Source organism: Rhodococcus mengyinensis (genome assembly GCF_048381435.1).
Classification (GTDB): domain Bacteria; phylum Actinomycetota; class Actinomycetes; order Mycobacteriales; family Mycobacteriaceae; genus Rhodococcus_F; species Rhodococcus_F opacus_D.
The window spans coordinates 81832-93899 of the sequence record NZ_JBLWIT010000111.1 but is presented as its reverse complement, the minus strand read 5'-3'; the positions used below and the strand labels follow the sequence as shown (position 1 = coordinate 93899).

Sequence of the window (12068 nt, the reverse complement as noted above, 5' to 3'; positions counted from 1 at the left end):
GTGGCGGGCGACCACTGCGGGTTGCGGTCCTTGTCCACGACCTGCGCCCGGATGCCCTCGACGAGGTCGGGCGAGCTCAGGCAGGCGACGGACACCCGGAACTCGTCGTTGAGCACTTCCTCGAGGCTGCCGGCCTGCCGTGCGCGGCGCAGCGATGTCAGGGTGACCGCGCACGCGGTCGGCGACTTCGAGCGCACCTGCTCGGCCGCCTTCTCCGCCTCGGGCACCCCACTGCCGCGCAGCCGGGCGACGATGTCGGCGACACTGTTCGCCGAGTACGCGGCGTCGATCCAGCCCTGCTGCGCCAGCAACTCCGAGACCGGAGCCGGTTCGGTGAACTGTGCGAGCGCGTCCTGAACCGACGCGGTCGACAGCGCGTCGAGGAACTGCTCGATCTTCTCCGACGGGATGAAGTGGTCGGCGAACCCGCACGCGATCGCGTCGCCGGCACTGAGCCGGGCGGTGGTCAGGGCGATGTGGGTGCCCAACTCGCCCGGGGCGCGGGCGAGCAGGTAGGTGCCCCCGACATCGGGGACGAAACCGATCCCGGTCTCGGGCATCCCGATCATCGACCGCTCGGTGACGATCCGCACGCTGCCGTGCGCCGACACCCCGACCCCACCGCCCATCACGATGCCGTCCATGATCGCCACATACGGCTTGCCGTACCCCGCGATGGCCGCGTTGAGGATGTACTCCTCGCGCCAGAACTCCCGCGAACCGGTGCCCCCGTCCTTGGCGTCGTGGTAGATCGACACGATGTCGCCGCCGGCGCACAGGCCCCGCTCACCCGCACCGGTGATCACCACCGCACGCACCTCGTCGTCGCCGGACCACCCGGCCAAGGCCGCCGCGATCTGCCGCACCATCGCATGATTGAGGGCGTTGATCGCCCTGGGCCGATTGAGCACGATCCGGCCCAGCCCGTCCCGCTTCTCGACAATTACCTCAGATTCAGAATTCACGTAGGTCACCCTGCCGTTCCACTATTTCCGACGACGCTCCGGGCGATGACCACCCGCATGATCTCGTTGCTGCCCTCGAGGATCTGATGGACCCGCAGGTCCCGGACGATCTTCTCGATTCCGTACTCGGCAAGATAGCCGTAACCGCCGTGCAGTTGCAGCGCCTTGTTGGCCACCTCGAAACCGGTGTCGGTGGCGAAGCGTTTGGCCATCGCACACAGTTCGACGACATCGGGAGCGCCGTCCTCGAGCGCGGCCGCCGCCCGCCACAGCAGGGTGCGGGCCGCCTCCAGTTCGGTGCGCATGTCGGCGAGCTGAAACTGCAGCGCCTGCGAGTCGATCAGCGGCGAACCGAACGCCTTCCGGTCCGTCAGGTAGGCGACGGCCCGCTCCAACGCGGTCTGCGCGCCGCCCACCGAGCACGCCGCGATGTTGAGCCGGCCACCGTTGAGGCCGGCCATCGCGATCCGGAAGCCACCGCCCTCGGAACCGAGCAGATTCGCCGCCGGCACCCGCACGTCCTCGAAGATCACCTGACGGGTGGGCTGGGCGTTCCAGCCCATCTTCACCTCGTTCGGCCCGAAGGACAGACCCGGCGACCCCTTGGGGACGATGAACGCCGAAATCCCCCGCGGCCCGCCCTCCCCGGTGCGGGCCATCACCACGTACACATCCGAGGTGCCGGCACCGGAGATGAACTGCTTGACCCCGTTCAGGACGTAGTCGTCGCCGTCGCGGACCGCCCGGGTACTCAGCGCCGCCGCATCCGAACCGGCACCCGGCTCGGTCAGGCAGTAACTGCCCAGCTGATCCATCGAACACAACCCCGGCACCCACGCGCGGCGCTGCTCGTCGGTGCCGAACCTGTCGATCATCCACGTGACCATGTTGTGGATGGAAATGTAGGCGGCGATCGACGGGCACCCCTTCGCGAGCTGCTCGAAGATGCGGGCGGCATCGACACGAGTGAGCTCGGATCCACCCACGTCCTCGCGGATGTAGATCCCACCCATCCCCAACGACGCCGCCTTACGCAGGACGTCCACCGGGAAATGCTTGGCCTGATCCCATTCCACGGCGTGCGGCGCGAGATGCTCGGCCGCGAAGTCGCGGGCAGTGTCGCTGATCGCCCGCTCGTCATCGGTCAAGGTGAACATATAGACCCTTTCAGATCGGGGAAGTTGGAAGTACTATAGTTGGACATCCACGCAAATTGCCAGTGGGTGTGACCCACTCCAAAACGGAACCGCTTCGACACGGGAAGTGCCGACACAGTCCCGTCCACCTGAACGCGAGTTTCGCGAAATACACACTCAGGGTGTTCATTCGATGCCCATTCCGGACAACTAGGAGGCTTCCGGTGGCCACCGCGCAACCACCCCACTCGGCGCCGGCTGCCGACTCTGTGGCGCCGTACACGTCGCTGATCGCCGCCGTCCTGCAGACGCAGAAGCTGATCAGCCATCAACTCAACTCTGCGTTGCGTCCGCTCGGGCTGTCCTTCGCCCGGTACGAGGTATTGGCGATGCTGGTCGCCGCGCACGGCCCACTGCCGATGGTGCGGATCGTCCGCGCTCTGGACAGGCATCCCACCACGATCGGAACGCTGATCGACGGGCTCGAAGGTTCCGGGTTGGCCTTACGGACGATCAATCGCGCCGATCGCCGTTCGACCCTCGTCACGATCACCGACAAGGGTCGCGAGGTGGCAACCTCGGCGACCCGCGCCCTCGATGCCGTCGCCCTCGCGGACCCGAAGGTCATGCACCGTCTCCACGAGGACCTGCAACAGCTCCTCTCGGCCACCCGACGTGCATCGACCGCTGCACCGGGCGGACGCCACACCACGGCGGTCGAGCTATCAGGAGGCCGGCCGTGATCGACGCACGCAACATCCGCTCGGATGACCTTCGGTACCTGCTCGCCGTCGCGCGAACCGGTCGCCGCCAATCCGCGGCACTGGACCTGGGTGTCGACCACACCACCGTCTCGCGGCGAATACGCGCCCTCGAGAAGGCCCTGGGTGTCCGTCTGCTGCAGCGCAGTGCCGACAGCTGGGAGCTGACCGATGTCGGCCGATCGATCGCGGAGAAAGCACGACTGATCGAGGAAGCCGTTCAGGAAACCGCCGACGTGGTCCTCGGGATCAGTGAGAATGCACTCCGAGGAACCATCCGGATCACCGCCCCGGACGGATTCGGATCGTTGTTCGTCGCTCCCGCACTGGCCAAGCTGCGAATGAGTCACCCACACCTTGTCGTCGAGTTGATCACCGATACAAGGCAATTGAATCTCTATCAATCAGGGTTCGACCTCGCGGTCGCGGTGGGCACACCGATCACCAGTCGGCTGGTCTCCGAACGTGTGTGCCAGTACTCGCTCGGGTTGTACGGCAGCGAGGAGTACTTTCGCGAGCACGGCGAACCCGGCAGTCTGGACGAGCTGACAGCGCACCCGCTGGTCTTCTTCGTCGACTCCTTGCTGCAGGTCGGGGATCTCGACTTGAGCCGGCATCTGCCCGGTGTCGCGGCAAAGTTCATGTCCACCAACATCTTCGCTCATGTTGCTGCCACGCGTTCCGGCGGCGGCATCGGGCTGTTGCCGGCGTTCATGGCGGACCAGCACGCCGATCTGCGCAGGATCTTGCCCGATGCGGTCGATGTTCGGCTCGCCTTCTCCCTGGCCGCGCGCCGCGAAAGCCTCACCAATCCCGCGGTCCAGGCAGTCCGGCAGGCGATTCAGGAAGAGGCGCGCAGTCGGCGAGACGAACTGGTCCCCACTGTGTAGTTGCCGGGCGCACCAGGGGCGGCGCCGCAGGACGCAGACTCCTGCAACGCCGCTGACCGGTGCGCCAATCGGACTCTCACCGAATTCATGCCCGCGCGGGCACCATCGCATCGAGCGGATCGGTGGCGTCGACCGAGTCGAGCCAGTCGAGAATCTGTTCGGTGTGCTGTCCGAGCACCGGCGGCGCAGCATGCGCGGTCCGCACCAGCGACGCACCGTCGGCAGTTTCCATCCGCAAGGACGGACCCGGCAACTGCACCGGCCCCACCACAGGGTGCTCGACCTGCACCAGCAGACCCTGACTGCGGGTCTGCTCCCACTCGTAGACCTCGTCGATCGTGCGGATCGACCCCGCCGGAACACCCGCGGCCTCGAGCGCGGCGAGGACATCGACCCGCGTGCGGTCGGCGAAGTCGGCCTCGATCGTGGCGATCAACGCCTCCCGCGCCGCGACCCGGTCCCGGTTGACCGCGAACCGCGGATCCTGGGCCGACAGACCGGCCACCGGGGCGAACTTCGCCCAGATCGCCTCGCTGCCGACCGCGATCTGAACGTAGCCGTCGGCGCAGCGGAAGCTTCCGTACGGTGCGATCTGCGGGTGGTGATTGCCGGACCGCTGCGCGACCTGCTCGCCGACCGTCCACTTGGTGCCCTGGAAGGTGTGGGCGCTGATCGCGGCGGCCAACAGGGACGTCCGCACGACCATGCCCTTGCCGGTCTTTTCCCTCGATGCCAGTGCAGCCGAGACACCCGTGGCGCCGTGGACACCGGCGAGGACGTCCGCGATCGGGACTCCGATCCGCGTCGGTTCCCCGTCGGGGTCTCCGGTCACCGACATCAGCCCGGCTTCGCCCTGGGCGATCTGGTCGTAGCCGGCGCGGGATCCCTCCGGCCCGTCATGCCCGAAGCCGGTGATCGACAACGTGATCAGGCGCGGGTTGAGCTCTTCGAGCACGTCGGCCGCAAAGCCGAGCCGGTCGAACGCGCCCGGCCGCAGGTTCTCGATCAGCACGTCCGCGCGCCGGATCAGGCGGCGCAGCGCATCCTTGCCGTGCTCGGATTTGAGGTCGAGGACGATCGATTCCTTGTTCCGGTTCGCCGACATGAAGTACGACGACTGCGGGTCGTCGGCCGGCCCGACGAACGGCGGCCCCCACGTGCGGGAGTCGTCGCCGGTGCCCGGGGCTTCGACCTTGATCACGCGGGCACCGAGGTCACCGAGCATCATTGCGGCGATGGGCCCCGCCAAAGCGCGGGAGAGGTCGAGCACGAGGATGTCGCTCAGTGGTCCGACAGTCATGGCGTGCTCCCTTCTCAGAGTGTGCGCAGGCGCACGTTGACCTGCTTGGTCTGGGTGAATCCGGCAATCATGCCCTCGAGCGACACTTCGCGGCCGAGACCACTCTGCTTGTATCCGCCGTAGGACTGGCCGACCATCTGGCCGCCGCCCTGGTTGACCTGCACCCACCCGGTTTCGAGGGCGTGTGCGGTAGACAGCGCCAGATCGAGGTTGTGCGTCCACACGTAGGCGGCCAGACCGTAGTGCGAATCGTTGGCCATCTCGATGACGTCAGAGTGGTCGTTCCACGGGATCGCGACGAGCGCGGGCCCGAAGATTTCCTCACGGGACAGGCGCCAGGAGTTGTCGGCGCCGGAGAATACGGTCGGTCCCATGTAGTAGCCGTCGGAGTTCGGAACCTTGGCGGGGGAGCCGTCGAGGACGGTGGCAACCTGGGTCGAACTCAGACCGTCGTCGAGAAATCCGCAGACGGAGGCGAACTGCGTCTCGTTGATGATGGCGCCCATGTCCGTGGACTCATCCAGCGGGTTCCCGACCTTCAGGTCGGCCAACGTGTTCACCAGCCGGTCGAGGACCTCGTCGTAGATGTCCTGGTGAAGGAACAACCGGGAGCCGGCGGTGCAGCTCTGTCCCTGCCGGTGTACCCGGGTCGACAGCAGCAGTTGATTGATGAAGTCGTCGTCGATGTCCACGTCGGGGAAAACGATCGAGGGATTCTTGCCGCCGAGTTCGAGGGAGACGTGCGCCAACCGGCCACCGGCCTCACGGGCCACTCGTCGCCCCACCTCGGTCGAGCCGGTGAAGGAGATCTTGTCGACGTCGGGGTGCTGGACCAGCGCTTCGCCGGCGACCCTGCCGGATCCGGTGATGACGTTGAGGACACCGGCGGGCAGGAACTCGGCGCAGATCTCGGCAAGCAGCAACACGCTCAGCGGGGCCGCCTCAGCCGCCTTGACCACGACGGTGTTCCCTGCAACGAGGGCGGCAGGGATCTTGAAACCGGCGATCATCAGCGGGGAATTCCAAGGCAGGATGCATCCGATGACGCCGAGCGGCTCCTGCCGCGAGTACTGAAGCTGATCGTCACCGGCGGGCAGAACCGTGCCCTTGATCTCGCCGGCGACACCGGCGAAGTACCGGAACAGGTTCGCCAGGGTGGCGACCTCCGGACGCGCCTGGGTGCGCAGCGCGTTGCCGGTGTCGAGGGCGGTGAGACGGGCCAGTTCCTCGGCCCGCGCGTCGATGGCGTCGGCGATCTGGCTCAGGATCCGGCCTCGCGCCGTGAAGTGCTGAGACCGCCACCGAGGGAAGGCTTTCTGCGCGGCACGCACCGCGCGATCGACGTCCTCGGTGCCCGAGGACGGGACGCGGCCGATCACGTGCTCACGCAGAATCGGGGTGGTCACCTCACTCCACTGACCGGACAGGGCTTCCACCCAGGCCCCGTCGACGAACATGGGGTAGTCGCGGGGGTCGGGAATGTGGAGCTCGGCGAGTGAGGTTTGGGTGGAGGTCATGTCGGAATCTCCTTGATATACGGATGGCTCTGCTGCGGTGCAGGGAACAGTGCTAGGTGGACGGAGCGACGCTTCCGCGTTCGGACAGCGCGCCGATCGCGTGGGCGTAGACCTCGTCGACCTCGCCTTCTGCATCGACGGACAGAAGAAGCGGCGAGTAGTAGTCGAGCAGCGGTCGGGTTTCGTCGTGATAGACCCGCAGACGTCGACGAATGACGTCCTCGGTGTCGTCGGCGCGGCCACGGGCCAGCATCCGTTCGACGACTGCATCGTCCGCTACCGAGAAATCCAGGACGGCGTCGATTTGGCGCAGCTGCCGGCTGAGGAGCTCATCGAGCGCGGTCGCCTGAGCCACGGTGCGGGGGAAGCCGTCCAGAATGAATCCCGTGGCCGTGTCGTCGGCAGCGAGGCGCTCCGCCACCATCCCGATGGTGACCTCGTCCGGGACCAGTTCGCCGGCGTCGAGGAACGATTTCGCCGTCTGCCCCAGTTCCGTGCCCTGCGCGATATGGCTACGGAACAGATCACCAGTCGAGATATGGGGGAGCTGCAGCGCCGTCGAAAGCAACTGGGCCTGAGTGCCTTTACCCGCTCCCGGCGGCCCTGTCAGGATGATGCGCACAACGAATTCCTTTCACATCGAGCAGTGCCCCACGCCCGGCGCAGCAGCACGGGGTGAGGTCTACGTGGGAGGGGCTACGACTGTTGTGCCTGCGCGTCGTATGCGCCGGCACGGATCGCCGTTACGATCGCCGAGAAGTCGCGACCGGGGCCGTCCTGTGCGACGAACTGTTCGTAGAGTTCGGTGGCGCGTCGTCCGAGCACTGTGTCGACACCGTTGTCCGCCGCGGCGGCCTGCGCGAGTCGAAGGTCCTTGAGCATCAACGCGCTCGCGAATCCACCGGCGTAGTCGCGGTTGGCGGGGCTGGTGGGAACCGGTCCGGGAACCGGGCAGTTCGTGGTCAACGCCCAGCACTGACCGGACGCGGTCGACGAGACGTCGAACAGGGCCTGGTCGGTCAGACCCAGCTGCGCGCCCAGCGCGAAAGCTTCGCTGACGGCGATCATGGAGATCCCCAAGATCATGTTGTTGCAGATTTTCGCAGCCTGACCTGCTCCGGAGTCGCCGCATCGGACGATACGGGACCCCATGGCGTCGAGAAGTGAGCTGGCCTGGTCCACCGCGTCGGTCGGGCCGCCGACCATGAACGTGAGGGTCCCGCCGTCGGCGGCGACGGTTCCTCCGGACACCGGTGCGTCCACCGCACGATGCCCGGCGCCGACGGCCAGTTCAGCGGCTGCCCGCGCGTCGGCGACATCGATCGTCGAGCAGTCGAGGAAGAGGGTTCCCTGCGCTGCGGCCGGGACCAGATCGGCGTAGACGTCGAGTACGTGCTTGCCGCTGGGCAGCATGGTGATGATCACGTCGACACGCTCTGCTGCATCCACAAGCGATGCAGCAGAGCCTATTCCGCGTGATGCCGCCTTCTCCGCTGCCGCCGGGGAGGGGTCGAATCCGATGACCGTGTGGCCGTTGCGCACCAGATTCGTGGCCATACCCAAGCCCATGTTACCGAGCCCGAGGAAAGCGATCTTGCTCATCGTGTACTCCTAGCGATGTGGTAGCCGACATTCCACGCACGGGGCCGAGAAAACCCACCTGGGGCATCGATTCGAACAAACGGCTCGTGGATGAACCCCGGGGATCATGGCGCTTCGCGTCGCTCTCCGCCGGGAACGGTAATCAGTGTGCCCGCGTATGGATGATCGTGGAATCACCTAACCTGCAATGGGGATGTGCAGAATTGCATCACCACGATCGAAGTGAATCGAACCTGCTGACCTGTGTTCCCGGTGATGCGGTCTGGCCCGCGCCAGACCTGGGCCAGACACTGGGTCTTCCGACCGCGGGCACCGAGGAAGACGTCAGATCGGGTCGGTTACCCGACACTCAGCGCGCCCCAGCAAACAACGGGTCGCATCTGTCACGCACTGCCGCGGATTACCGCCGGAGCAAGACCTGGCGTACCCGACGCACCTTTTAACCGCACAGGGCGGGTGAAGAATTCAATCTGGCCGCATCTCGATGGAGGTCGATGGAGCCGTTGTGCACCAGAGTAGCGGAGACCTACTCGGCATTGGTGATGATCGCTCCGGCCTTGTCGGCAAGCGGCATCCGCGCCTTGTGGTCGAACACCTCACGAACGTGTCCCGGTACCCTGGGCAAGTCCTATTTGTGCGTGCTCCAATACGACCGATGCCGGGCGGGCGGCGGCCGCCGCCGATCACAAGAATGGACCGACGTGACTGATCATTGTGATCGGCGACCTGAGCGGACAGACATCTACCGCTACTGATGGCTGTGGAAGGGCTCCGTCGTTGTTCGACGTGGACGACACTTCGCGTCCGCCGGCGGACCGCCTACGGCCGTCCGAACTGTCGGATGTGGTCGGACACGAGCGTCTCCTGGCGTCCGACGGCCCGATCGGGCGAATGGTCGCGCAGCGGAGGCATACTCGAGCAGGTTCCGAAGCCCCGGCTGCGGGGCAGCGTAGGCCGCCTCGAGCCCCTCGATCTCGAACGACCGCCGCGGCGAGCAGATTCTGCTTACCTCGGAAATGGCGATACAACCGGTGATACCGACATCGGCCGCGATGTCCGTGATCGCGGCATCGTGAAAACCCCGGCGCTCGAACTGCTTCGCCGCAGCGGCGACGATGAGCTGCTTGCGGTTTCGTGGCCGACGCTGCACGGCAACATCGGTCATGGTCCGCTCCTCTTTGTCAGGTGCCGCACCCAGCGAATCTCCACGGCAGCGCGCACGCTGGGCACCGCCGTCCTTCACCATCATGTGAGCAGTCGTTCGGGACTCCTTCGGAGTGCCCGACTCGATCCATCCCACGGACCAGCCTCGCCGACATCAGTCGTCAGTCACTATTCGCCGTGGTGCACATTACCGGCGGTCTGCGGGCCCGCCGCGGTCGTGGCCCGGTGCGATCCGGACGAGCGCCGCGGGATCAGGGTGGGCATCGCGCGCCGGATCGGATCGTCGACGGGGGTGGCGGCGGCGAGCATCAGGTCGAGCGCGGTGGCTGCGATCTGGTCGAACGGGGTGCGCACCGAGGTGAGCGGGACCGGAAGACGTTGCGACAGTGGGATGTCGTTGTAGCCGACCAGGGCGACGTCGTCGCCGACGGTCAACGAGCATCTGTGCGCGGCGGCCACGACTCCGAGCGCGAGGTTGTCGTTGGCGGCGAATACGGCGGTCGGACGGGACGTGGAGCGGAAGAGCCGGTTCCCGGCCTCCTCGCCGTCCTCGATGCCGAACGTCGTTTCGACGATCCACTCGGGCACTTCCGCGATTCCCGCTTCCCGCAGCGCCTTTCGCGCCCCGGCCAGACGACCGACGGCGGTGGACGCGAACAACGGGCCCGACAGGACGGCGATGTCGGTGTGCCCGAGATCGATCAGATGACGGGTGGCGAGATAGCCGCCCGCCTCGTCGTCGCCGACCGAGGACGGACTGATCCCGTCGGTCCTGAGCACGAGCGCGTGCGGCACGCCGCGCTCCCGCAGCTCGCGCGGCAGCGGGTCGTCGCGCCGGCTCGAGGCGACGATCAGGCCGTCCACGTTCCGGGCGAGCAGCGTCCTCGCCGCGTCGGACTCGTCGGCGGGGTTGTCCCCTATCGTGGCGACGACCGTGAAGTAGCCGAGGCGGGTCGCGGCCCGGCTGATCGCCTCGTACATCAAGGCCATGACGGTGTCGCTCAACCGTGGGACGAGGACGCCGATCGTCGCGGTCTGCCCGCGGCGCAGGCTGGAGGCGAAGGTGTTGCGCCGGTAGCCCAGTTGATCGGCGACCGCCCGCACTCGTTCGGCGGTCGCGGAGCGGGACGGCGGAACGCGATCGTCGAGCACCCGGCTGACGGTCGAGGTGCTCACCCCCGCCGCGTCCGCCACTTCACGCAGCGTCACGACGTGCTTACCGTCCCGCGCCCGCTGGGGCGCGCTCCCATTGGCTTCCATGGTCTTCCTCTCTACCGCCTCGGCCCGGCCCTCCGCGCGTGAGGTAAGGCCTGATCACATCCGATTCAGAACGTGACCCTTGACACAGACTCGATCGTATCGCACGATGAAATCGTTCACGGGAACGTTCCCGGGAACGTTTGCAAAAGTCTTCTTCGATGGAAAAGAGCGATCATGAGCACACTCGACCTCCGCGGCCTCACACCGGCGCCGGTGACACCCTTCACCCGTGACGGCGCCGTCGACTACGACGCCATCCAGCGCCTCGGCTCGTGGCTCGGCAGTGTCGACGGCGTCAAGGGCCTGGTCGTGCTCGGCCACGCCGGCGAGGGCACCTTCCTCACCCAGGACGAGCAGGTTCGCGTCATCGCCGCCTTCAAGGAGTCCGTCGACGGCCGGCTGCCGATCATCGCCGGCATCACCGGCGAAGGCACCGCAGTCTCCGTGGAGGAGGCCCGCCGCGCAGTCGACGCGGGCGCCTCGGCCGGCCTGGTGTACCCCTCCCACGGATGGCTGCGGTTCGGTTACCAGGACGGCGCCCCGCAGGATCGGTACAAGGCGATTCACGAAGGGTCCGGGCTGCCGCTGATCCTGTTCCAGTACCCCGACGCCACCAAGGCCACGTACAACCTGGACACCCAGCTCGAGATCGCCGCCCAGCCCGGTGTGTTCGCCACCAAGAACGGCGTGCGGAACATGCGCCGCTGGGACCGTGAGATCCCGGTCCTGCGCCGCGAGAACCCCAACCTGCAGATCCTGAGCTGCCACGACGAGTACCTTCTGCACACCATCTTCGACGTCGACGGCCTGCTCGTCGGCTACGGCGGACTCGCGCCCGAGCCGCTGGTCGAACTCATCGCGGCAGGCAAGGCCAAGGACTACCCCGCGGCCCGGGCCATCCACGACCGCCTCCTGCCGGTGACGGCGAACGTCTACCACCGCGGCTCGCACATGGAAGGCACCGTCGCCCTCAAGGAAGGCCTCGTCGCCCGCGGAATCCTCGAACACGCCACCGTGCGCTCACCGTTGCTGCCGCTCGCCGAGGGCGCTGGTGCCGAAATCGCCGCCGCGCTGCAGTCGGCCGAGCTGACCTCGGTCGTCGCCCACGCCTGACCCCGCTCGACCCGTCACGTCGGATTCACCGAATCCGCCGCACGCGGTGCCACCGCGCCGCGTGCCGGTTCTGCCGCCCGGCCCGGACACCCCGGGCCGGCCGGCACCGCCCGCAGCAGACCCGGCCCACTCCCGGCCGCAGGTTCCGTTCGCCCCTCCCGAGCCGGCAGCGTCGGATGCCCCATCGTCAGTTGCGCCACACTCCTCGTCTGCGGTTCGAACACCAGAAAGTAGGCTCACCGATGAGTCAGCCATCTCGCACATCAGCCGATCCCCTCGGAGGCGGTTCAGTGGTCGCAGACACCCCTCCACCGCCCGGAGGTCGCGTCCGGCCCGAGCGGCGGTACTGGGTTCGGACCC

10 protein-coding genes are annotated in these 12068 nt (G+C 67.1%); 3 read left to right on the top strand and 7 right to left on the bottom strand.

Going from position 1 to position 12068, the window contains the following annotated elements; all coding sequences use genetic code 11:
* Both ACNJ7E_RS24520 and ACNJ7E_RS24515 read right to left on the bottom strand, forming a co-directional pair.
* Positions 1-965: enoyl-CoA hydratase/isomerase family protein (locus ACNJ7E_RS24520; protein ID WP_418341175.1), on the bottom strand; the 965-nt coding region annotated here is incomplete at its 3' end.
* A 5-nt stretch (positions 966-970) separates the two neighbouring features.
* Positions 971-2122, bottom strand: coding sequence for an isobutyryl-CoA dehydrogenase (locus tag ACNJ7E_RS24515; RefSeq protein ID WP_280781155.1), 1152 nt, complete (start codon positions 2120-2122; stop codon positions 971-973).
* Between the two features lie 203 nt (positions 2123-2325).
* Here ACNJ7E_RS24515 and ACNJ7E_RS24510 point away from each other — a divergent pair, with 203 nt between their 5' ends.
* Positions 2326-2844, top strand: a complete 519-nt coding sequence (locus ACNJ7E_RS24510; protein WP_280781154.1) for a MarR family winged helix-turn-helix transcriptional regulator — start codon at positions 2326-2328, stop codon at positions 2842-2844.
* Positions 2841-3752, top strand: coding sequence for a LysR family transcriptional regulator (locus ACNJ7E_RS24505; RefSeq protein WP_283332171.1), 912 nt, complete (start codon positions 2841-2843; stop codon positions 3750-3752). The genes ACNJ7E_RS24510 and ACNJ7E_RS24505 overlap by 4 nt, the downstream gene beginning before the upstream one ends.
* An 85-nt stretch (positions 3753-3837) precedes the next feature.
* Here ACNJ7E_RS24505 and ACNJ7E_RS24500 read toward each other — a convergent pair whose 3' ends face one another.
* The 5 genes from ACNJ7E_RS24500 to ACNJ7E_RS24480 all read right to left on the bottom strand — a co-directional run bounded on the left by ACNJ7E_RS24500 (position 3838) and on the right by ACNJ7E_RS24480 (position 10595).
* Complete coding sequence (locus tag ACNJ7E_RS24500; RefSeq protein WP_283351318.1) at positions 3838-5052, bottom strand: CaiB/BaiF CoA transferase family protein; 1215 nt, start codon at positions 5050-5052, stop codon at positions 3838-3840.
* Positions 5053-5066: 14 nt separating this feature from the next.
* The gene (locus tag ACNJ7E_RS24495) at positions 5067-6569 is read right to left on the bottom strand and encodes an aldehyde dehydrogenase family protein (protein WP_418341174.1); all 1503 of its coding nucleotides are present in this window, start codon (positions 6567-6569) and stop codon (positions 5067-5069) included.
* Positions 6570-6621: 52 nt separating this feature from the next.
* A complete protein-coding gene (locus ACNJ7E_RS24490) occupies positions 6622-7191 on the bottom strand; it encodes an adenylate kinase (protein WP_418341173.1) in 570 nt (189 codons plus the stop codon).
* A 74-nt stretch (positions 7192-7265) separates the two neighbouring features.
* Positions 7266-8171, bottom strand: coding sequence for a 3-hydroxyisobutyrate dehydrogenase (gene mmsB / locus ACNJ7E_RS24485; RefSeq protein WP_418341172.1), 906 nt, complete (start codon positions 8169-8171; stop codon positions 7266-7268).
* Positions 8172-9503: 1332 nt separating this feature from the next.
* Positions 9504-10595 (bottom strand): LacI family DNA-binding transcriptional regulator, encoded by a 1092-nt coding sequence (locus ACNJ7E_RS24480; RefSeq protein ID WP_418341171.1) that lies wholly within the window; start codon positions 10593-10595, stop codon positions 9504-9506.
* A 174-nt stretch (positions 10596-10769) separates the two neighbouring features.
* Here ACNJ7E_RS24480 and ACNJ7E_RS24475 point away from each other — a divergent pair, with 174 nt between their 5' ends.
* Positions 10770-11708: a dihydrodipicolinate synthase family protein gene (locus ACNJ7E_RS24475; RefSeq protein ID WP_418341170.1), complete on the top strand. Its 939-nt coding sequence runs from the start codon at positions 10770-10772 to the stop codon at positions 11706-11708.
* Positions 11709-12068 lie beyond the last annotated feature (360 nt).

Excerpts from the sequence above, each read along its gene's own strand:
- ACNJ7E_RS24475 (WP_418341170.1), top strand. The coding sequence starts at position 10,770 with ATGAGCACACTCGACCTCCGCGGCCTCACACCGGCGCCGGTGACACCC.
- ACNJ7E_RS24480 (WP_418341171.1), bottom strand. The coding sequence starts at position 10,595 with ATGGAAGCCAATGGGAGCGCGCCCCAGCGGGCGCGGGACGGTAAGCAC.
- mmsB (WP_418341172.1), bottom strand. The coding sequence starts at position 8,171 with ATGAGCAAGATCGCTTTCCTCGGGCTCGGTAACATGGGCTTGGGTATG.
- ACNJ7E_RS24515 (WP_280781155.1), bottom strand. The coding sequence starts at position 2,122 with ATGTTCACCTTGACCGATGACGAGCGGGCGATCAGCGACACTGCCCGC.
- ACNJ7E_RS24500 (WP_283351318.1), bottom strand. The coding sequence starts at position 5,052 with ATGACTGTCGGACCACTGAGCGACATCCTCGTGCTCGACCTCTCCCGC.
- ACNJ7E_RS24495 (WP_418341174.1), bottom strand. The coding sequence starts at position 6,569 with ATGACCTCCACCCAAACCTCACTCGCCGAGCTCCACATTCCCGACCCC.